Source organism: Burkholderiales bacterium, from assembly GCA_035560005.1.
In the GTDB taxonomy this organism is placed as follows: Bacteria; Pseudomonadota; Gammaproteobacteria; order Burkholderiales; family Eutrophovitaceae; genus DASRFY01.
In genome coordinates this window covers 51,665-73,559 of the sequence record DATMAN010000020.1, presented here as the reverse complement: position 1 = coordinate 73,559, position 21,895 = coordinate 51,665, and the positions used below count along the sequence as shown (strand labels likewise).

Sequence of the window (21,895 nt, the reverse complement as noted above, 5' to 3'; positions counted from 1 at the left end):
AACGTGGTGGCCGCAAGGTCTTTCTTGTGAGACTCCGCATACTCATCATTCGCCACCAGCGGAAACGCGACTTCCGGGACTGACCGTTCTAGTAGCCTGGCCAGGACTCCATTCGTCACCGGTCACTCACGGCCTGTCACTGTGCGGGTCGAGCGAGCAGCGACGCCCAGGGCGGTGTCTTGCGCGGGCGCTAGTCCGCAAGCAGGGACGGCTCGCTCGCAAGGATCGGCCGCCACTCGATCCCTCTCCCGAGCGCAGAGGCGAGCAACGTTACGGTGCCGCGGGGCCGATCAGCTTCGCGGAGGCGAGGATGCGCTCGTACTCGGGCAGGTAGCGGTCGAAGTAGTGGAGCTTGGCGCCCTGGAACCAGAGGCCGTAGAGCTTGCCTTTGCTGACCGCACCGGCGAAGACGCCGTGGCGTTCGACTTCGTCGCGCCCGACGAGCCGGGTCTGGAAGCGGAATCCTTTGGTCTCGGCGACGGCCTGGGTGCGCAGGTTGTGGGTCTCGGCGAGCGTGGACTGGAAGTGGCGGGCCATCGCCGCCTGCATCAGCTCCTGGATCTCCAGCGGGTTCATGGTGGAGTGGAACACGGGCGGCTTTTCTTCCTGCTTGTGGCCGATGGCGCGCGAGGCGAGCAGCGGTTCGCCGTCGTTCACGCCGGTGAAGAAGACGAGCGTGTTCAGCGCGGGCCCGTCGAGGGTCCAGACTTCCACGTTGCCCTGCAGGCCGGAGCTTCCCATCTTGTTCCACTTCATTCCGGGCTCGACCGAGAGGACGTTCCTGACGGTGTGGCGCGCGGGTTCGACCAGCGAGTAGGTCGTGGCGCAGCTTGCGAGCAGCAGGGCCGCGAGGAGTGCGATGGCGAATCTCATGGCAATCACTCGGCGAGCAAGGTGCGAAGAGCCTCGGCGTCCGAGGCGTCGGGCCTGAGCTGGAGATAGGCGTCGATCGCGCGGCGGGCGCGATCCCTGGCACCTTCCTTCATTTCGACCAGCGCGATCGAGCGGTAGGTCTCGGGCGGCGCGCCTCGGGCCTGCAGCGCCTTTTCGTAGGCCTGGAGCGCGCGCCCGGCGTCACCCGCCTCGGCGCGCAGGCGATAGATCTCGCCCTTGGCGTACCAGAGCATGCCGTCGTGCTGCGTCTGCGCGAGCAGCCGGTCGAACACCACTTCGCTGCGGGCGTACTGGCGCAGGGCGAGTTCGTCGCGCACGAGCTGCTCGCGGATGGAGGCGAGGTTCGCCCGGTAGCGCGCCTCGCCGCGCTCGGCGGGGGCGCCCGCGGCGCCGCGCGCCGCGCCGGTGAGCGTCTGCATGCGCTCTTCGGGCAGTGGGTGCGAGGCGAACAGGATGTTGCGCGAGCGCGGGGCGGTGCCGGCGCGCAGTTCGGCGAGCAGTTGGTCCCACACTTCCGGAGCGGCGAGCGGCGCGTAGCCCGCTTTCGCCATCAGCTCGAGACCGATCCTGTCAGCTTCGCGCTCCTGATCGCGGCTGAAGGCAAAGATGGAAGCCATCAGCACGAGGTCGGTGAGATCGGCTACCTGACCGGCGCCGGCCACCGCGAGGCCGAGGCCGAGGAAGGCGGAAAAGCTCGCCTTGTCGCGCACGTCGCGGAAGACCTTGAGCGAATGGCGGCGCAGGTAGTGCCCCATCTCGTGGCCGATGACGGCGGCGAGCTGCGCTTCGTCCACGCAGCGCAGCAGCAGCCCGGTCCACACCTGCATCATGCCGTTGGGCGCCATGCTGGCGTTGAAGTGCGGCGTGCGCACGATGTAGGGACGCAGATCCGGGCAGTGATCCTTGCCCAGCCGGCAGACGATATCGCGGATGTAGGCGTTCAGCGCCGGGTCGTGCACCACGAAGCGGGAGCGCATCAGATCGCGCTCGGCGCGGTCCATCATCTTCCACAGTCCCAGCTCGTCGCTGCCTGCGGGCGGGCGGTAGCCGGGGGCGAGGAAGCCCTCGTCGGCCGCGCTCTGCTGCGCAAGCGCGCTGCCCAGAAGCGAGAGCGAGGCGAGGCCGCACAGCGCGCAGCCGAATTGTCGGCGCCCGGGGTTCACTTCAGCGCGTCGGCCAGCAGGACCTTGACGGTTTCTTCGGCGGCTTCGGGCGTGCGCAGGTCGCCGACCGTGCGCACCAGCCGATTGAACCAGACGACGTCGCCGCTCTTCAGATCCGCGAGCGAGGCGTATCCGACCTGCGTGCCGCCGGTGAGGCCCACGCCGAGCACCGCGGCGGCCATGATGAGCGCCACCCGCCCGCCGGTGGCGTAGCTGTCGCGCACATAGAGGAACAGCGCATAGTCGGCGGCGTGCGATCGGGAGATCGCGCCCACCGCCGGACCGAGCGACCAGTCGAACTTGTCCTTTTTGCTGGGAAGGGCATAGCCGCCGAGGTACTCGTGCAGAAGGATGGAGCGGCCGACCGCGCGGTGCAGCGTCATCAGCTCCAGGCCGGTGGCCTGGTCCTCCGGCGAGCCGCGCTCGGGATGGTAGTCGACCACCGTGAGATTGCGCCCCGTTGCCTGCTTTTCGAGGGCGGCGCGCATGTGCCGGATGGCGGCTTCGGTCCACTCGGCGTGCGGCTGGACGACTCCGCCGGCGGTGAGCTGCCCCAGCTCCACGTCGAGGGGCATTAGGACGATGGTGGTCGGTCCGGCGGGATCGCGCTGCAGCTCCGGGATCTGGCGTTTGACCGGCGCCGCGCAGCCGGACAGTGCAAGGCCCGCGATCGCGACGAGCAACAGATGCAAGCGGGTCTTGCGCGCGTCCATGGCCACCTCCCCCCTGGCGCCTTCAAGCTAGCAAGCGCGCCGGGAGAAGTCAAAACGGGTGAGACGGCGGGCGAGGCGGGGCATCCGTGGCTCGCAAAGCGGGAAACGAGAGGCGCTACAGCCCGAAGTTGCTGGAGTACACCTCTTCGAGTTGCCGCAGCGCTTGTTGCGGCAGCGGGCCCAGCGCCGCGCCGGCGAGCGCCTCTTCGAGGTGGGCCGGTTCGGCCAGCCCGATGACGGCGCAGGAGATGTCGGGATTGGCGAGCGCGAAGCGCAATGCGGTCTGCGCGCGCGTGCCGTAGCGTGCGCCGAGCACCGCGAACGCGGCGCGGGCGCGGCGCTCTTCGGTGGAGAGGTCGGCTTCGCGGGTGATGACGACTTCGCGCCCGTGCCGGGTGTCGCTCGCCAGCACGCCGGCGGCGAAGACGCGGATCGCCATGATGCCCATGCGCCGGGCGGTGCAGGCGGCGATGAGGTTGCCGAAGTCGTGGCCGGTCCAGCGCGCGGGCATCGCGCGCGCAGCGCTCGGATTGAGCAGGTTGTAGTAGACCTGGGCGGTGTCGAAGCGGCCGCTGTCGATGACCCGGCGGCAGCTCGCGGCGTCGCCGAGCGCGGTAAACCCGATGAAGCGGGTCAGGCCCTGGGCGCGGATGTGTTCGAGCGCGTCCGCCGCGCCTCCTTCGCCGATTACAAAGTCGACGCCGATCGAATTGCCTTTCGGCGCCTGCTCGATCGGGTTGTGCAACTGAAGCAGGTCGACCGAATCGCGCTGAAGCCGCTCGAGGCTCTCGTTCACGCTGCGCTCCACCTGGGAGCGGATGTCGTCCAGGTTCTCCGTGTCGAGCATGACCTTGGTCGACAGATACGGCTGCGGGGAGATTTCCTTCAGCAGCCAGCCGAGCGCTTCCTCCGATTTTCCCTTTCCGTAGCTCGGCGCGGTATCGACGAAGTTGATGCCGGCTTGCATCGCCCGGCGCAGGGTGCGCAGCTTGGTCGCGTCGTCCTGGTGGATCAGGACTCCGCCGACCCAGCCGCCGCCGAAGACCAGTTCGGAGATTTCGATTCCGGTGCGTCCCAAGGTTCTGTATTTCATTCGCGTGATTTCGAAGAGCGAGTATGGGATTGTGGATCCGGGGTGAGGGTGAGGTCGGGGCGAGGGTGAGGCCGCCGCTCGCGCTCAAAGCGACGCGGAGTGCAACGGCGCGGATTGGAGCGGCGCCGAGCGCAGCGGCTCGTCCGGCAGCGGGACGTATACGCGCCGTGTCTCGGCGATGCGCCGGCGGGCCCAGCCGCCGGAGTGCACCGGCTCGATGCCCTGCGCGGCGAGCGCCTGGCGCAGGTCTTCGAGCACCGCGGCGCGGCGGCGCAGGAAGCTCGCGGCGAAGCAGCGCCAGAACACCCAGCCCGCGCGCTCCAGTGCGCGCTGGCGGCGCACATCCTCCGTCCACTGCTGCGGGCCCTGGTACTTGTCGCCATCGCACTCGATGGCGAGGCGGCTGTCGCCGCCGCCTTCCACCACCAGGTCGATGCGGTAGCTGCCCACGCGCACCTGGGGCATCACGCGGTAGCCTTTCGCGGTGAGCCAGTCGTAGATCTCGCGTTCCAGCGCGGATTCGCACAGATCGCGCGCGTCGCCCACGCGCGGCGGGTCGTCGCCGAACGGGCGGGCGAAGTGCTGAATGAGGCTGCGGCGCAGCTTGTCGGCCTCGGACAACTGGTCGGGCTCGACGGAGCGCACCAGTACCATCTGGTCGCGGGCGCGCGAGGCCGCGACGTTGAAGCGCTGCGCGAAGGCTTCGCGCGCGAGCGGGGCGCCGATGTCGTTGGGCGCGGCCACCATGGACAGGAACATGATGTGGCGCTCGCGCCCCTGGAACATGCGCGCGTCGCCGCAGGCGATCTGGTGGCGGCGCACGCCATCCGGGCCCAGTTCTTCGAGCACGCGGTCCCAGATGCGCAGCGCCTGCTCTTCTCCCAGCAGCGACACGACCCCGATCGAGCGGCCGCGCAGGCGCGGATCCCCGGCGATGCGCCGGATCTCGCCGACGATGTACTCGGCCTCCGCCGGATTGACGCCGTTCTCGCGCCAGCCGTTGGAGACCAGGATGTCGAGCAGCGGCGGGTCGAGGCGCTCGGAGGCGCGCGGCAGGCGCAGCGGTCGCAGGTCGTGGTTGTAGAACTCGCGCTTGGAGTACTCGATGATCGGCGCGACGCAGCGGAAATGTTCCTTCAGCATCACGCCGCTGCGGGCGAAGACGACTTTTGCCAGATCGTAGATGGAGCGGTCGGGCGAGAGCTGCGCGCGGTACAGGGCGGGCTGCTCGGCGAGATGGCGCTGCATGAGCGCCTTGATGCGCTCTTCCTCGATGCCGATCGCCTGCGGCGAGACCTGGCGGTCATCGCCGACGATGAGCAGCCTGCGCCCGCGCAGCAGCACGGGCAGCGCCGACAGATCGGACTGCGAGGCCTCGTCGATCACCACCAGATCGAAACAGCCGGGCAGCGCGGGCAGCGACTCGCAGACGCGGTAGTGCGGCATGATCCAGCACGGTACCGCGCGGTAGGCTTCGGCGGCGGCGTAGCGCGCGTCCTGCCGGTAGCGGTAGGCGCGCTTGCCGGTGCCCTTGCCGATGCGCTGCACGGCGTTCAGATAAGCCTGCAGCGCGGCGCGCACGCTCGGGGTCATGTTCTGCGCCAGGTTGAACCAGGTGCGCTTGACCACCAGGCCTTCGTAGGCGCGCGCCAGATCGTGCTCCAGCCCCGCGCGCAGCGCGCAGAGCCGCTTCAGCTCGTCCTGCGAATCGATGGCGCTCAGATGCGTGGCGAGCCGGCGCAGACGCCAGTCGCGCAGGAACGTCGGCGGCAGCAGGCGATCGGTGGCGCTCTCGTCGGGCTCGAGCAGCCGTTGCGCGAGTGCGGGCGCGCCGGACTCGGCGATGAGCGCGGTGACCAGCGCCACGGTGCGCAGCGCCTCGGCGGCCGCGTGCAGGCGCTCCAGGGTGCAGACGTGTCGCGACCATTCGGAGAGCAGCTCTGCTTCGTCGAGCGCCGGATGACCCAGCCTCGAAGAGAGAAACTCCCGCATCGCCTCGACCACCGGCCCGCTCCTTCCTTGCAGGGCGGCACGCGCCTGCTCGACGATGCGAGCGACCTCGCCCAGACGCTGGCGCTGCAGGTGCTGCTCGAGCGCCTCACGCAGCTCGTCGAGCGCGGCTTCCTCGTCCTGGCTCGCCGGCGTCCAGCCCGGGAAGAGTTTGGCGGCGCGCTCGCGCAGCGCGCGCCGCGCGCGGGCGAGTTCGCGCACCCTGGCGTACAAGGCGAACTGCGCTTCCGCCGAGAGCCGGCCCTTGGCGTCGGCCGCAAGCACCGGCTGCATGCCGGTTTCGGGCGCGACGGCGTTCCAGCGCGTGGTCAGCTCGCGCCGTTTGCGCTGCATGGAGACGAACGCGCTCACGTGCTGCCAGTCCTGGGCGTCGAGCGGCGGCAGGCCGCCCACGCGCACGGCATCGAGCAGCTTGCGCGCCTCGCCCTTGCCGAACATGCCCGATAGGCCGAACGGCCGCTTGCCCCGGGCGAGCTTGTCCAGCGCGCCGAGAAATTCGGCGTCGGTGAGCGCGGTGTCGGGCACCGATACCGGGCGCGCCAGGAACTGCGCGCGCTGAGCCGCGAGCTGCTCCAGTTCGCGCCCGAGCGCGTCCAGCGTTTCGAAGGCCTGCGCCGGCTCGCCGCGCCGGATGCGTGCCAGCACTTCTTCGCTCCAAGGCAATCGCAGCGCGCCGATGTCCTCGCGCAGCGCTCCGAGCCGCGCGAGTTCGGCGGCGACCTCGCGCGCCGCGCCGAGGATTTCCGGACTGGAATCGGCCGGCCACGGCAGGGCGCTCGCGCGCGCCGGGGCGCTTAACCGCGCGTAGCGCTGCAGTTCGCGGTGCGCCTGCGCCAGGCGCACGGCGTCCGGCAAGTCGGCCAGCGCGGGGAGGCTGCAGTTGGCGTACTGCACGTCGCGCCCGAGCCGCGCACGGGCGTCGCGCAGGCGCGCGATGTCCTCGGTGGTGAAGCAGGGCGCGTATTGCGGGCCGACGCCGAGCGGATCGGGAATCCAATCGTATTGCCCGGCGTGGGCGATCACTTCCGCCGCCGCGTCCTGTGGATCGATGGTCTCGCCCTGCAGGTCGATGCGGGAAAGATTCAATCTGGCCCAACGGCCGAGATCGACATCGATGCGGGCGAGCCGCGTCTGGAGTGCATCGATGGTCTGCTCGAGCCGGGCGATCTCCTCGGCCAGCGCGGCGCGATCCAGGCTCTGCAACTCGGAGGCGATGCGCTCGATGGCGCCCTCGAACGCTTCCAGGCCCTCCTGCTCGGAAGCGAGCACCGGCAGCGCGAGCGGACGGATGTCCGCGGGCAGGTGGTCGCGCAGCGCGGCGAGCGCCGGATCGCGCATGGATGTCACGAGCACGCTTCGGCCATGGGCCAGCCAGTGACAGATCACGTTGGCGATCGTGTGCGTCTTGCCGGTGCCGGGCGGTCCCTGTACCACCACGCCGTCGGCGACTTCGAGCAGTTGGGCGATGCGCGCCTGCTCGTCGTTGAAAGGTTTGGGAAAGAACAGGTCGCGCGCGGGCCGCTCGGCGCTCACCCCGCGCGAACTCAAGCCCCGGAATGCCGGCAGCTCATAGGGCGGTGCATGCTCCGGTGGTTCGGTCACGAGCGCGGCCACCGCCGGTGGCAGCGGCACATCGTCGGGGAATTCCAACAATGCCTGGCGCAGGCGTTCCAGATCGTGCACCACGGGACCGGCGCTGCGCGGGCGGGCGAAAAGCACCCAGCCTTCCGAGATCCGCCACTGGGTGCCGCCGGACGCGGATTCCAGGCAGCGGCGCGCGATCTCGATGAGCGGCGCGCAGCTCTGCGGGTCGAAGGGCGACACGGGCGCCGAGTGCGAAGCCAGGTACTGCGCGGCGGCCTTCTCGGCTTCGGCGAGCACGGCGGGATCGGAGACGAAGATCTCCAGCTCCAGCCGCGGATCCAGATCGCGAGGACACACTTCCGCGGCGCGCGTCTCGGGATCGAAGCGCACGTCGACCAGGCGCGTGATCAGCGGATGGGCGAAGGTCGCGCCGTCCTGCTCGCGCACCGCCACACCCATGCCCCAGACCAGCTCGATCTGGCTTTCGGTCAAGGTGCCGGCCAACTGCTGCTGGAGCGTGAAGAGCCGGGCGTGCAGTTGCGAAAGGCGCCGGCGCCGCCGTTCGCGCTCGGCCCACGGCTTCCACGCCGACTCGATGTAGAGCGCGTGCTGGCGCTCGACCTCGGAGCGGAACGGATAGTCCTCGAAGCGCACGGTGGCGCCGGGATCCACACCCGGGTCCACCGCGATGGCGAACTCCGATGCCGGCGCGCGCGGGTCGCGGTGCGTGCCGGCCTCGATCAGCGCCGCACCGGGTACCCGGTCGGCAAGGCCGGGCGGCGCCAGCATGGCGGCGCCGACGTTGAGCCACGGCCCGAGCCATGGGCTCTCGGGCTGCGGCGGCATCTCGGGGCTCGGCGCAGGCGCGACGCTGAGCCAGATCTCCTCTTCGCCTTCGCCGGGCGCGGCGTTCAGGCGCGCGCCTTCCAGATCGCGGGCCTGGTAATCGAACAGCACGAAGCTGCCGTGATCGGCGACGTTCGTGACGGTCCTGGCGCGGGTGCGCATGGACTCCTGCGCGAAATCGATCAGCGCAAGCAGACGCCGTTTCTGGAGATTCACGACAGGCGGATTGTTGTTGGAGTTCTGACGACGAAAGAAACGGCGATATCCTAACTCAGGATCCGCGCACCGAGGATCAAGAAATCGCGGCTCGAGCGCCGCTCACCGCCCCCACGCCAGGCGCGACTCCAGATGCCGGGCGAAGGCAGTCAGCGAGAAGCAGATCAGGAAGTACATCAGCGCGACGATGAGAAAGATCTCGGCCGGGTGGGTGAGCGTCCGGTTGTTGATCTGCGAGGCGGCATAGGTCAGCTCGTTGATGCCGACGATGAAGGCGAGCGACGTGTCCTTGGTCAGCGCGACGAACTGGTTGACGAGACTGGGCAGCATGTTGCGCAGGGCCTGCGGCAGCACGACGCCGCGCATTGTCTGCAGGTAATTCAGGCCGAGCGAGCGCGCGGCTTCCACCTGGCCCTTGGGCACCGCCTGGATACCGGCGCGGACGATCTCGGCGAGGTAGGCCGCCTCGAAGAACACCAGGGCATAGATCATCGTCACGAAGCCGGGCACGGCGCGCCCCAGCGCCAGCGGTACCAGGAAATAGGCCCAGAAGATCACCATGATGAGCGGCAGCCCGCGCACCAGATACACCAAGCCGGTGGCGGGCAGATGCAACAGCGCGAAGTGGCTCACCCGGCCCAGCGCGAGGACGATTCCGGCCGGGAGCGCCAGGGTGAGCGCGATCGAGGCGATGGCGAGCGTCAGCGCAAGACCCCCGAGCGGCCCGCTCGGATACTGACCGATCAGCAGGTAGAGCCAGTTCTCTTTCAGAATCTCGAGCATCTACCGTGGTTCATGCCGCTTGTCGATGTGAGCGCAAGGGGTATCAGGCACTGGCACGGCGCCGCTCGCAGGCCAGGGCGGCGAAGGTGATCAGCAGAGACAGCGTGAGGTAGATGACCGTGCAGGCAGCGAAGGCCTCGAAGGTCTTGAAGGTGAAGCTCTCGATCTCGCGGGCCTTGTAGGTGAGCTCCGCCACACCGATCGCCATCGCGAGGCTGGAGTTCTTGGTGAGGTTGAGCGCCTGATTGATGAGCGGCGGCACGGTGATGCGCAGCGCCTGCGGCAGGATCACGTAGCGCATGGCCTGCAGAAACGTCATCCCGGAGGCGCGCGCCGCTTCCGTCTGCTCGCGCGGAATGGAGCGGATGCCGCTGCGCACGTCCTCGGAGATGAAGGCCGCCGTGTACAGGGTGAGCGCGATGGCCGCGGCGGCGAACTCGAAGTCTCCGGCGTAGAGCCAGTCGTTCACCGCGCGCGGCAGTACCTGCGTGGCGCCGAAATACCAGAACAGCATCTGCACCAGCAGCGGCGTGTTGCGCACGAACTCGACGTAGATCGCCGCCAGCCAGTTGAGCGGCTTGAGGGGCGCCAGCCGGCACAGCGCCACGACTACGCCGATCATGAGAGACAGCACGAGCGACAAGCCCGAGAGCTGCAGCGTGAGCAGCGTGCCGTCGATCAGCGCCTGGCGGTACTCGCCTGTCAGGACAACCGAAAAATCGAACGCGTAGTCCAAATCACCCCGCCCCGCTGCCTCTGCGCCTGGCCGCCGAGGGAGCAAGCGTAGCTGCGTGTCGACGGTTTCCAGTGGTCCGGGTGGTCGGGCTCGGAAGGAGCCCGGAAGGCCTCGATGCACGCGCGTCGATGCCGATTGCGCGAACCGGCGTGCTCGAAGCTTGAAGGAAGAATGTCTCTTCGTGCTTCGTGTTCCGCTCCTCTCCCGGGCGTCTTGGGTGTTCGCCTCAGGGTTTGGTTTCGCCGATCCGGAAGTTGCGCTTGAGCGGTGTGTCGGACCCGGGGCCGAACCACTTGTCGAAGATCCTGGCCGCTTCGCCGGACTTTTCCATCTCGAGCAGCACGCGGTTGACCTCTTTCAGGAAAGCCGGCTCGCCCTTGCGGATTCCCAACCCGTAGGGTTCGGTGCTGATGTACGCCTCGAGCAGGGCGTAGTCGTCCGGTCTGGGCGAGCGGCGCTGCAGGTCCATGAGGATGATCTCGTCGGTGGTCATCGCGACCACCTTGCGCTGCGCGAGCGCGAGGAACGCGTTGGGGTAATCGTTGAAGGAAATGACCTGCACACCGGGCACCGCGCGGCGGATGTTCTGCTCGGAGGTCGACCCGCGCACCGAGGACACGCGCTTGGCCTTCAGATCGGCGATCTTCGCGATGCCCGCGTCCTTGCGCACCAGCACCTTCTGGCCGGTCACGAAATAGGTCAGGCTGAAGTCGATCTGCTGCGCGCGCTCGGGCGTGTGGGTCATGGTGGCGGCGATCAGGTCGATCTTGCCCTGCACCAGCTCGGGAATGCGGGTGGCGGAAGTGACCGGGATCGTCCTGAGCTTCACGCCCAGCGCTCTGGCGATCGCCGCGGCGAAGTCGATGTCGTAGCCGACGATGGTGCGGGTCGAGGGATCGACGAAGCCGAACGGCGGGATGGAGTCCTTCACGCCCGCCACCAGCGTGCCGCGCGCCTTGACATCCTGCAGCAGGTCCGCCTGCGCCACGCTGTCCGCGGGCACCAAGGAAAGAAGAGCAAAACACGAAGGCACGAAGGCACGAAGAAAACAAGACGAGAGTCTTTCTTGCTTCAAGACACCGACAAACGAGGACATGCGCCTGGTGTTGGCCAATGTCCCGAGCCGCGTTGCGTCTTTCACCTGTCTTTCTCTCTACTTGGTGGCTGCGTTTTCGGTCGTTTCCGAAAGAAGAAAAGTTTCGATGGCGCGAGCGAAGGCCCGCGGCTGGTCGTGATGCATCATGTGCCCGGCGTTTTCGATTCTACACTCCGAGCGATTGGCGTACGCCGCGCGATAGGTCTCGAGCACGGCTTCGTCCTTCAGGAACTGCTTGACCCAGTCGCCGCCGCTCAGTATCCACAGCGTGGGCGCGGCGATGCGCTTCCAGCAGGCCATCGCCTCTTCGTGGCGGTAGAGGATCGGGTTCACCATCTTGTGCAGCGGATCGGCGCGCAGCTCGACGCGGCCGGGGGCCTTCTCCTCGGCCCATTCGCGCGCGAGCCAGCGCGCGCGTTGCTCGGTGAGCCTGGGGTTGTTCTGTCGCAGCCGCGCGGCCACTTCGTCGAACGAAGCGTAGGCCCGCAAGCCGGGCGGATCGCGCCATTCTGCGAGCCACTTCGCCAGGCGCGCCGGGGCCTGGTCCGGGACGGTGGGCGGAAGGCCGAAACCTTCGGCCAGCACGAGTTTCGCCACGCGCTCGGGGCGAACGCCGGCGTAGAGATTGGCGACATTGCCGCCCATGCTGTGGCCGACCAGATTGACCGGCGCCCGCGGGCAGTAGTGCTCGAGGATCGCGTCGAGGTCGGCGAGGTAGTCGGGAAACCAGTACCCGCCCCGGGCCCACTGGCTGAGGCCGAAACCGCGCCAGTCGGGCGCAATGACGTGCCAGTCGGCTTGCAGCTCGTCGACCGCGAACTGGAACGAGGCGGATACGTCCATCCAGCCGTGCAGCAGCGCCAGCTTGGGCGCGGAAGGCTCGCCCCACTCGCGCACGTGGTAGCGCAGTCCGCGCACTGAGAGGTAGGTCGAACGGCTCGGCTTCACGATGGGCCCGAGGCTGCGAAAGCCGTTCAGCTCGGAGCGATTCTGCGCCGGCGCACCGCGCCCTGCGCCAGCCCGCTGACCGGCTCGAAGAGCCTGGCGCGCGTGGCCTCCGGGTCCTGAAGGTAGTCGATGAAGGACTCGGTGGCGTCGAAGCCCCAGAACAGCTCGTCGTCGACCACCAGGGTCGGCACGCCGAACACGCCGCGGGAGATCGCTTCCTCGCCGTTGCGGCGCAGCGCGTCCTTGACTCCGGGGTCGGCGATCAGCGCGTCGGCATCGCGCACTCCGATCCGCTGTGCGAGGTCTTCCCATTCGTTGGGATCGCCGATGTCGTGTCCCTCGCGCCAGATGAAGTCGAAGATCGTGCGCACGACTTCGTTCGTCGCGCCCAGCGCGAGCGTGAGCCGCAGTGCGGGCAGCGGATTGAACGGATGCACCGGCGGCAGTTTCATCGGGATGGCATGGCGGCGCGCGACCCACAGCACGTGACGGAAGGTAAAGGTGCGCTTGGAGGGAATCTCGGCCGGGCCGAGTTGGCCGTGCGCATCGAGCAGCGCGGCGAACAGCACGGGGCGCAGCGTGAGCATGGCATGGCGCGACAGCTCCTCCAGCCGGGTCGATTGCAGATAAGAGAACGGGGAGACGTAGTCGAAAAACCAGTGGGCGTTCTTCATCGTCACTCCTGCCCCGTGAGGGGTTCGGGTTCCTCGTGTCGGCGAATGGTAAGCCACGAGATTACCGCCAGCGCGGCGCCGATCAGCAGCATGCCGATCAGTTCCACCCGGGTGGGCTTTTCGCCGAGCTGCAGCCAGGAGGCGACCGCGGCGATCACCGGGATGCCGAGCGAGGACAGGCTGGTGGTTCCGGCCGGCAAGCGGTGCAGCACGTAGAGCCACATGGCCCAGCCCAGCGCGGTGGCAAACACACCATTGAATATGGCGGCGGCCGCGAAGGCCGGCGTCCAGTCGATGGGCCGGGTATCGAGAATCGCGTCGAGGGCGAGGATCGGAATCACGCCGATCGCCATTTGCCAGAAGGTGAACGCGGCCTCGTCGACCTTCTCTTTGACGTGCAGGCGCTTGGCCGCCACGACGCTGATCGCCCAGCAGATGCCGGCCAGCACAGCCAGCGTCTTGGACAGCAGCGGGGTGCGCAGGTCCCAGGGCTGCATGACGAGCAGCAGGCCGGCCACGGCCAGCGCAATCGCCAGCCACTGCCAGCCGTGGATGCGCTCCCCGAGCACCGGCCAGGCGAACACCAGCACCCAGAGCGGCATGGTGAAGACCAGCACCGAAGTCTTGCCCGGCCCGCCTTCAGACAGGGCCCAGGTGTTGAGGATGATGAAGGCCGAGGTCTGGACCACGCCGATGAACACGATCCATTTGAAGTGCTGCGGGCGCAGCCGTGCCCTGGACCAGAGCAGGAAGACAAACAGGGCGCCGATGCCCAGCAGCACCCGCACCGCCGCGAAGTCGAGCGGGCTCGCGTAGTTCAGCCCGATCTTGGAGGTGATCCAGGAGTAACCCCACATGATCACCAGGAAAACCATCACGACGACGGCTTTGCGCGTTTCTTTTTCTTTCATCGACGTTGAGATCGGGCTGCGCATCGACCGCGCAAGCGCTCGCATCCGGTTGAAAGATCGGCAAGTCGGAACGGTCGGCGCGACGCGCCGCCGTGTGCCCGCGCCAATCCGACGCGATTCTACGTGCTCGGCGCGATTTACTCACGCTGGAACGATATCGGCCTCTGCCTCGGCAGAGGAAGGCGCTGCGCACCGGGTGGGGGAAGCGCTGTCAGGTCGCGTGCCTGCGGCTGCATGTCGTTGCTCATCAGCGGCCGAAAAAGAGGGCACGCAGGGAACAACCGGACGCGAGGCAGGCCATCGTAAAATGCGGGCATGCCGCGCTTCGTTCACCTCCGGATGCACAGCGAGTACTCGATCTCGGACGGAATCGTGCGGCTGGACGAAGCTTGTGCGCTGGCCGCGGCCGACGCCATGCCGGCGCTGGCGCTCACCGACCTCGCCAACCTGTTCGGCATGGTCAAGTTCTATCAGGCGGCGCGCGCGAAGGGCGTGAAGCCGGTCGTCGGCTGCGAGGCCTGGATCAGCAACGAGGCGGACCGCGACAAGCCGGCCCGCCTGCTGCTGCTGGCGCAGAATCGCGAAGGGTATCTGCACCTGTGCGACTGGCTGAGCCGCGCGTATCTGACCAATCAGCACCGCGGGCGCGCCGAGATCAGGAAAGCGTGGCTGCAGGAGACGGGCACCGGCGGGCTGATCGCGCTGTCGGGCGCGCAACACGGCGACGTCGGCGCCGCGCTGCTCGCCGACAATGTTCCCGCCGCGCAACGTCTGGCCGGGCAGTGGGCGGCGTTGTTCCAGAACCGCTTCTACCTCGAGATTCAGCGCGCCGGACATCCGCACGCCGAGGAACTGGTCCAGCACACGGTTCAGCTCGGCGCCGAGCTCCGGCTGCCGGTGGTCGCCACCCACCCGGTGCAGTTCCTGAAGAAAGAAGAGTTCCTGGCGCACGAAGCGCGGGTGTGCATCGCGGAAGGCTACGTGCTCTCCGACCGGCGCCGGCCGCGCCTCTTCACCGAGGAGCAGTACTTCAAGACGCAGGAGGAGATGGCGCGGCTCTTCGCCGATCTGCCGCAGGCGCTTGAAAACGCGGTCGAGATCGCCCGGCGCTGCAATTTCTCCCTGGAACTGGGCAAGCCGCGCCTGCCGGTCTTCCCGACGCCCGACGGCTTGCCGCTCGATGCCTATCTGCGGCTGCGCGCCGAAGAGGGGCTGGAGGCGCGCCTGCGCCAGCTCTATCCCGACAGCACCGAGCGCGAGCGTCAAAGGCCGCGTTACCGCGAGCGGCTGGAATTCGAGATCCGGACCATCGTGCAGATGGGCTTCCCCGGCTACTTCCTGATCGTCGCCGACTTCATCAACTGGGCGAAGTCCAGCGGCGTGCCGGTGGGGCCGGGGCGCGGCTCGGGCGCCGGTTCGCTGGTGGCCTATTCGCTCGGCATCACCGACCTCGATCCGCTGCGCTACGACCTGTTGTTCGAGCGCTTTCTCAATCCGGAGCGGGTGTCGATGCCCGACTTCGACATCGACTTCTGCCAGGACGGCCGCGACCGGGTGATCGACTACGTGCGGCGCAAGTACGGAGCCGAATCGGTGTCGCAGATCGCCACCTTCGGCACGATGGCGGCGAAGGCGGTGGTGCGCGACGTGGGGCGGGTGATGGAGTGGAACTACAACCGTACCGACGAGCTGGCGAAGCTCATTCCCTTCCAGCCGGGAAAGCTGATCACGCTGAAGGAAGCGCGCGAAATGGAGCCGCGACTCAAGGAGCGCGAGGACACCGACGAGGAGACGCGCGAGCTGCTGGCGCTCGCGGAGCAGCTCGAGGGCCTGACCCGCAACGTGGGCATGCACGCCGGCGGCGTGCTGATTGCGCCGGGCAAGCTGAGCGACTTCTGCCCGCTGTACGCGGCCTCGGGTTCGGACAGCGCGGTGTCGCAACTGGACAAGGACGACGTCGAACTGATCGGCCTGGTGAAGTTCGACTTCCTGGGACTGACCACACTCACCATCCTCGACTGGACCTTGCGCTACATCAAGCGGCTGCACCCCGAGGTGGACGTGAAGCTGGAATCGCTGCCGCTCGACGACCCGGCCACCTACCGGATCTTCCAGACGGCCAACGCCACCGCGATCTTCCAGTTTGAATCGCGCGGCATGCGCGACCTGCTGGTGCGCGCGCGTCCCGACCGCTTCGAGGATCTGATCGCACTGGTGGCGCTGTACCGTCCCGGGCCGATGGAGCTGATCCCTGACTTCATCAAGCGCAAGCATGGCGAGGAGCGGGTGCACTACCTCGATCCGCGGCTGGAGCCGATCCTGTCGCCGACCTACGGGATCATGGTCTACCAGGAGCAGGTGATGCAGATCGCGCAGGTGATCGGCGGCTACTCGCTGGGCGCGGCCGACCTGCTGCGGCGCGCGATGGGCAAGAAGAAGCCGGAGGAGATGGCGCAGCAGCGCGACATCTTCAAGGCCGGGGCGGTGAAGAACGGGGTTTCGGAGCGCAAGGCGGAGGAGCTGTTCGACCTGATGGAGAAGTTCGCGGGCTACGGCTTCAACAAGTCGCACGCCGCGGCCTACGCGCTGGTGGCCTACCAGACGGCGTACATGAAGGCGCATTATCCGGCGCCGTTCCTGGCGGCCAACCTGTCTCTGGTCATGGACGACACCGACAAGGTGCAGCAGTTCTACGAGGACGCGGTCGCCAACAAGCTGGAAGTGCTGCCGCCAGACATCCACGCCAGCGAATACCGGTTCGTGCCGGTGGACGATCGCAGGATCCGCTACGGCCTGGGCGCGATCAAGGGCACGGGCGAGGCGGCGATCCAGAACATCATCGAAGCGCGCGATCAAGGCGGGCCGTTCAAGGATCTGTTCGATTTTTGCCGCCGCGTGGACCGGCGGCTGGTGAACCGCCGGGTGATCGAGTCGCTGGTGCGCGCCGGTGCGTTCGATGCGCTGGACGAGCATCGCGCGCGGCTGTTCGCCTCGGTCGGTGTGGCGATGGAAGCGGCCGAGCAGGCGAGCCGGGCGGCGGCGCAGGTCAGCCTGTTCGACGAAGCCGGGCCGGCGACCGAGGGGCCGAAGCTGATCGAAGCGCCGCGCTGGGACGTGCGCGAGCGGCTCATGCACGAGAAGCTCGCGCTCGGTTTCTATTACAGCGGCCATCCATTCGAGGCGTACAGGCAGGAAGTGGCCGCCTTCGTGCGCACGCGGCTGGCCGATATCCAGGCGCAGGGCCAGATGGTCACCGTGGCGGGGATCATCTACGCGATCCGCACGCAACAGACAAGGCGCGGGCGCATGGCGGTCGTCGTGCTGGACGATGGCACGGCGCGCGTGGAGATTCCGGTGTTCAACGAGCTGTTCGAGCAGCACCGCGCGTGGCTGAAGGAAGACCAGCTCCTGGTCGTCGAAGGCAGGGCGACGTTCGACAACTTCTCGCAGGCCCTGCGCCTCACCGCGGACCGGGTCTACGACCTGAGCGCGGCGCGCAACCATTTTGCGCGGCGCGTGAAGATCCACTGCAACGGCCAATCGAGCGGGCACAAGCTCAAGGAGCTGCTGGCGCCGTATCGCAACGGCACCGTTCCGGTGTCGGTGGTCTACACCAACGGCTGCGCGCAGGCCGAGATCGAGCTGGGCGAAGGATGGAAGGTGAAGCTCGAAGACGATCTCGTGACCAGCCTCGGGAAATGGCTCGAACCGCAGAATGTCGAAATCGTCTATCAGTGACAAGCGGCCGGTGACGAGCCAAGGCGTGAAGGGTGAAGACCGTGAACGTTCTTGACGCGTTTCATCCGGCGGTCGCCAACTGGTTCCGCCGCACCTACGCCACGCCGACCGAGCCGCAGGTGCAGGCCTGGCCGGCGATCCGCTCGGGCAAGCACGTGCTGATCGCGGCACCCACCGGCTCCGGCAAGACGCTGGCTGCCTTTCTTTCCACCATCGATGCCCTGGTGCGGCTGGGCGTGCGCGGCGAGCTGCGCGACGAGACCCACGTGGTCTATGTGTCGCCGCTGAAGGCGCTGTCCAACGACATCCAGAAGAACCTGGAAGAGCCGCTCGCCGGCATCCGCCAGGAGCTGGCCGCCGCGGGATTGCCGGAGGTGGACATCCGTACGGTTGTGCGCACCGGCGATACGTCGCAGTCGGAACGCGAGCGCATGCGGCGCAAGCCGCCGCACGTTCTGGTCACTACGCCGGAGTCGCTCTACATCCTGCTCACCAGCGACTCGGGCCGCAGGATGCTGCGCAACGCGCGCACGGTGATCGTGGACGAGATCCATGCCTTGGCGCCGAACAAGCGCGGTGTGCACCTGTCGCTTTCCCTGGAACGGCTGCGGCGCCTGACCGGCGGCCGGCTCACTCGGGTCGGTTTGTCGGCCACGCAGAAGCCGATCGAGGAGATCGCGCGCTTCCTGGTCGGAAACGGCAGCTCGGACGGGCTGTTCGAGCGGGGCGAGTGCATGATCGTGGACACCGGTCACGTGCGCCGCCGCGACCTGGCGATCGAAGTTCCCGATGCACCGCTGGAAGCCGTGATGTCGGCGGAGGTGTGGACGCAAGTCTACGACCGGCTGGCGGAGCTGATTCAGGAACATCGCTCGACGCTGGTGTTCGTGAACACCCGCCGGCTCGCGGAGCGCGCGGCGCGCGCGCTCTCCGAGCGGCTGGGCGAGGAGCGGGTCACGTCGCACCACGGCAGCCTGGCGAAGGAGCAACGGCTGAGGGCCGAGCAGCGGCTCAAGCGCGGGGAACTCAAGGCGCTGATCGCGACCTCGTCGCTTGAGCTGGGCATCGACGTCGGTCACGTCGATCTCGTGTGCCAGATCTCCACGCCGCGCGCGATCTCCGCGCTGCTGCAGCGTGTGGGGCGCTCGGGCCATGCGGTGAGCGGGCTGCCCAAGGGACGATTGTTCCCGGTGTCGCGCGACGACCTGGTGGAATGCGCGGCGCTGCTCGATGCCGTGCGGCGCGAGGAGCTGGACCGCGTGCGCATTCCGGACAAACCGCTCGACGTGCTCGCGCAGCAGATCGCGGCCGAGGTGGCCTGCGAGGAGCAGTGGGACGAGGACGCGCTGTACGACCTGGTGCGCCGCGCATGGCCGTACCGCGGTCTGACGCGCAAGGAATACGCCGACGTGGTGCAGATGCTGGCGGAGGGTTTCTCCACGCGCCGCGGGCGCAACCAGGCGCTCGTTCACCGCGACGCGGTGCATCGCAGGCTGCGGCCGCGCGCGGGCCTGCGGCTGACCGCGGTCACCAACGGCGGAACCATTCCCGACACCGCCGACTACGCGGTGGTGCTCGCGCCGCAGGACATCGTGATCGGCACGGTGAACGAGGACTTCGCGGTGGAGAGCCTGGCCGGCGATGTGTTCCAGCTTGGCAACGCCTCGTACCGGATCCTGCGCGTGGAGGCCGGCCGCGTCCGGGTGGAGGATGCGCAAGGTATTCCGCCGTCCATTCCGTTCTGGCTCGGCGAAGCACCGGCGCGCAGCGACGAGGTTTCGGCCGCGGTGTCGCGCCTGCGCGCCGACCTGGAGAGCCGGCTCGACGAGCCTGGGGCGGCGTTGCGCTATCTGACCGAAGAGGTGGGCGTGGCGCCGGAAGCCGCACAGCAAATCGTCGACTACTTGGCCGCGGCCAAGGCGGTGCTGGGTCTGCTGCCCACCCGGAAGCGCCTGGTCATGGAACGCTTCTTCGACGAGACCGGCGGTACCCAGCTCGTCATCCATTCGCCTTACGGCAGCCGCATCAACCGCGCGTGGGGCCTGGCGCTTCGCAAGCGCTTCTGCCGCAAGTTCAATTTCGAGCTGCAGGCGGCGGCGACCGAGGATGCGATCGTGCTCTCGCTCACCTCGGCGCACAGCTTTGCCCTGGAGGAAGTGGCGCGCTATCTGCACTCGAACAGCGTGCGCCAGCTGCTGGTGCAGGCGCTGCTCGATGCGCCGATGTTCATGACGCGCTGGCGCTGGGACGCGAGCATCGCCTTGGCGCTGGCACGCTACCGCGGCGGAGCGAAGGTGCCGGCGCAACTGCAGCGCATGCAGGCCGAGGACCTGATCGCGGCGCTGTTTCCCGACCAGCTCGCCTGCCAGGAGAACATCGTCGGAGATCGCGAGATTCCGGACCATCCGCTCGTGACGCAGACGATCGACGATTGCCTGCACGAAGCGATGGACATCGCCGGCCTCGAGGGGCTGTTGCGCGCGCTGGAGGGCGGAGAGATCGACATCGTCGCGCGCGAGCTGGTGGAGCCCTCGCCGCTTGCGCTGGAGGTCCTTTCGGCCCGTCCCTACGCTTACCTGGACGACGCACCCCTGGAGGAACGGCGCACGCAGGCCGTGGTCAGCCGCCGCTGGCTCGATCCGGAAAGCGCGGCCGACATCGGGCGCCTGGATCCCGAAGCGATCGCCCGCGTCAGGGAAGAAGCCTGGCCGCAGGCGCAGAGCGCCGACGAGCTGCACGATGTCCTGGACTGGCTGGGCCTGCTGACCGAAGCAGAGGCCGCCCTGCAACCGTCCTGGGGGCCGCTGCTGCGGCGGCTCATGGAGGAGAAGCGCGCCGCGCGCTGCGTGCCGGCCGGCCGCGAAGCGGGCTTCTACGTGGCGGCCGAACGGCTGCCCGAGTTCGATGCCGTACATCCGGATGCCGCGATTTCGCCGGGCGTCGCCGCGCCGGCAGAGTACGTGAAGGCGTGGGCGCGCGAAGCGGCGCTGGTGGAAATCGTGCGCGGCCGGTTGGAAGGCCTGGGGCCGACCAGCGCGCAGGCGCTGGCCGACGCCATCGCCGTGCCGCTGGGCGAGGTAGAACAGGCGCTGATTTCGCTGGAGGCGGAAGGCTTCGTGATGCGTGGCCGGTTCAGCAACGAGACCCCCGCGACCCAATGGTGCGAACGCCGGCTGCTCGCGCGCATCACGCGCTACACCGTCAAACGCCTGCGGCAGGAGATCGAACCGGTGCCGGCCGCGGATCTCATGCGCTTCTTGCTCGACTGGCAGCGCGTCGCGCCCGACGCGCGCATGGAAGGGCCCGACGCGGTGGCGGCGGTGGTGTCCCAGCTCGAAGGTTTCGAGGCGGCCGCTGCGGCCTGGGAAACCGAGCTGCTGCCGGCGCGCGTGTCCGGTTACGAGCCGGAGTGGCTCGACGATCTGTGCCGCGCGGGGCGCGTGGTGTGGACGCGGCTCGATGCGCCGCGCTTCGATGCGCAGCGCAGCCACGGGCCGAGCCCGGTGCGCGCCACGCCAATCACGCTGCTCACGCGGCGCAATCTCGCGGTCTGGACCTCGCTCGCCAAGAGCGCCAGCGGGCATGTGCCGCGGCTGAGCACCCGTGCGCAGGCGGTGGCCGATTACCTCGCGGAGCACGGCGCTTCGTTCTTCGATGACATCGCCGAGGGCCTCGATCTGCCGCGGACCTTCGTCGAGGACGCGCTGCGCGAGCTGACCGCGGCGGGGCTGGTCAACTCGGACGGGTTCAGCGGCCTGCGCGCCCTGCTGCTGCCGGCACAGCGACGCAAGCCCGTGTCCGGGGGCCGCCGGCGGCGCGTCGCGGCCTTCGGGGTGGAGGATGCCGGGCGCTGGGCCTTGATTCGCCGCAAACCCCCCGGTGCGCAGGATGCGTTCGGCGTCGGTCGCGAGGTGGCCGAGCAGATCGCGCGCACGCTGCTCAAGCGCTACGGCGTGGTGTTCTGGCGGCTGCTCGCGCGCGAGGCGGACTGGCTGCCGCCGTGGCGCGACCTGCTGATGGCGTTGCGCCGCCTGGAGACGCGCGGGGAGATACGCGGCGGACGGTTCGTCTCCGGATTCTCCGGCGAGCAGTTCGCACTCCCCGAAGCGGTGGGCGTGCTGCGCAGCGTGCGAGGCGCGGAGAAGACCGGCAGGCTGGTGGCGGTGAGCGGCGCCGATCCGCTCAATCTGGCGGGCATTGTCCTGCCCGGCACACGCGTGCCGGCGCTCTACGGCAACCGCGTGCTCTATCGGGACGGGGTCGCGGTGGCGGCGCTCGTGTCCGGAGAGGCGCAGTACTTCGAGAAGCTCGATCCCGACAAGGCGTGGGAACTGCGCAATGTCCTGCTTCGCACTCCGGCCCCCGCCGGCCTTGCCGCCTTGATGTAAGGCGCCAGGGGCGCCATCGAGCGCTCACTGCGGAGGGCGCCGATGGATTGCCCGCCTCAGGAAGTTCGACTTGGCGAGACCTTCAGAGCATCGGCGCGGTGA

At 68.4% G+C, this 21,895-nt stretch carries 13 protein-coding genes; 2 read left to right on the top strand and 11 right to left on the bottom strand.

Translation table 11 applies throughout. The features are described from left to right. Positions 1–270 precede the first annotated feature (270 nt). From VNM24_02245 to VNM24_02195, 11 genes are all read right to left on the bottom strand, one after another. On the bottom strand, positions 271–873 hold the full coding sequence (locus VNM24_02245; GenBank protein ID HWQ37420.1) for a hypothetical protein: 603 nt from the start codon (positions 871–873) through the stop codon (positions 271–273). A gap of 5 nt (positions 874–878) precedes the next feature. Then, a complete protein-coding gene (locus tag VNM24_02240; protein HWQ37419.1) occupies positions 879–2,057 on the bottom strand; it encodes a M48 family metalloprotease in 1,179 nt (392 codons plus the stop codon). Next, complete coding sequence (locus tag VNM24_02235) at positions 2,054–2,770, bottom strand: hypothetical protein (protein ID HWQ37418.1); 717 nt, start codon at positions 2,768–2,770, stop codon at positions 2,054–2,056. The genes VNM24_02240 and VNM24_02235 overlap by 4 nt, the downstream gene beginning before the upstream one ends. A gap of 115 nt (positions 2,771–2,885) precedes the next feature. Further along, on the bottom strand, positions 2,886–3,863 hold the full coding sequence (locus tag VNM24_02230; GenBank protein ID HWQ37417.1) for an aldo/keto reductase: 978 nt from the start codon (positions 3,861–3,863) through the stop codon (positions 2,886–2,888). Positions 3,864–3,947: 84 nt separating this feature from the next. Continuing rightward, positions 3,948–8,519, bottom strand: a complete 4,572-nt coding sequence (locus VNM24_02225; protein ID HWQ37416.1) for an AAA domain-containing protein — start codon at positions 8,517–8,519, stop codon at positions 3,948–3,950. A gap of 102 nt (positions 8,520–8,621) precedes the next feature. Next, complete coding sequence (locus VNM24_02220; GenBank protein ID HWQ37415.1) at positions 8,622–9,302, bottom strand: amino acid ABC transporter permease; 681 nt, start codon at positions 9,300–9,302, stop codon at positions 8,622–8,624. A 43-nt stretch (positions 9,303–9,345) separates the two neighbouring features. Next, entirely contained in the window at positions 9,346–10,038 is a 693-nt protein-coding gene (locus tag VNM24_02215; protein HWQ37414.1) for an amino acid ABC transporter permease, read from the bottom strand. A gap of 226 nt (positions 10,039–10,264) precedes the next feature. Next, entirely contained in the window at positions 10,265–11,041 is a 777-nt protein-coding gene (locus VNM24_02210) for an ABC transporter substrate-binding protein (protein HWQ37413.1), read from the bottom strand. Between the two features lie 150 nt (positions 11,042–11,191). Next, positions 11,192–12,082, bottom strand: coding sequence for an alpha/beta hydrolase (locus VNM24_02205; GenBank protein ID HWQ37412.1), 891 nt, complete (start codon positions 12,080–12,082; stop codon positions 11,192–11,194). Between the two features lie 26 nt (positions 12,083–12,108). After that, positions 12,109–12,756, bottom strand: coding sequence for a 2-hydroxychromene-2-carboxylate isomerase (locus tag VNM24_02200; protein HWQ37411.1), 648 nt, complete (start codon positions 12,754–12,756; stop codon positions 12,109–12,111). A 2-nt stretch (positions 12,757–12,758) separates the two neighbouring features. After that, positions 12,759–13,667, bottom strand: a complete 909-nt coding sequence (locus VNM24_02195; GenBank protein ID HWQ37410.1) for an EamA family transporter — start codon at positions 13,665–13,667, stop codon at positions 12,759–12,761. A gap of 315 nt (positions 13,668–13,982) precedes the next feature. Between VNM24_02195 and dnaE the strand changes: the two genes are divergently transcribed. Beyond that, positions 13,983–17,405: a DNA polymerase III subunit alpha gene (gene dnaE, locus VNM24_02190; protein HWQ37409.1), complete on the top strand. Its 3,423-nt coding sequence runs from the start codon at positions 13,983–13,985 to the stop codon at positions 17,403–17,405. Between the two features lie 41 nt (positions 17,406–17,446). Beyond that, a complete protein-coding gene (locus VNM24_02185; protein ID HWQ37408.1) occupies positions 17,447–21,793 on the top strand; it encodes a DEAD/DEAH box helicase in 4,347 nt (1,448 codons plus the stop codon). Positions 21,794–21,895: the final 102 nt, after the last annotated feature.

Excerpts from the sequence above, each read along its gene's own strand:
- dnaE (HWQ37409.1), top strand. The coding sequence starts at position 13,983 with ATGCCGCGCTTCGTTCACCTCCGGATGCACAGCGAGTACTCGATCTCG.
- VNM24_02200 (HWQ37411.1), bottom strand. The coding sequence starts at position 12,756 with ATGAAGAACGCCCACTGGTTTTTCGACTACGTCTCCCCGTTCTCTTAT.
- VNM24_02235 (HWQ37418.1), bottom strand. The coding sequence starts at position 2,770 with ATGGACGCGCGCAAGACCCGCTTGCATCTGTTGCTCGTCGCGATCGCG.
- VNM24_02230 (HWQ37417.1), bottom strand. The coding sequence starts at position 3,863 with ATGAAATACAGAACCTTGGGACGCACCGGAATCGAAATCTCCGAACTG.
- VNM24_02245 (HWQ37420.1), bottom strand. The coding sequence starts at position 873 with ATGAGATTCGCCATCGCACTCCTCGCGGCCCTGCTGCTCGCAAGCTGC.
- VNM24_02195 (HWQ37410.1), bottom strand. The coding sequence starts at position 13,667 with ATGAAAGAAAAAGAAACGCGCAAAGCCGTCGTCGTGATGGTTTTCCTG.
- VNM24_02220 (HWQ37415.1), bottom strand. The coding sequence starts at position 9,302 with ATGCTCGAGATTCTGAAAGAGAACTGGCTCTACCTGCTGATCGGTCAG.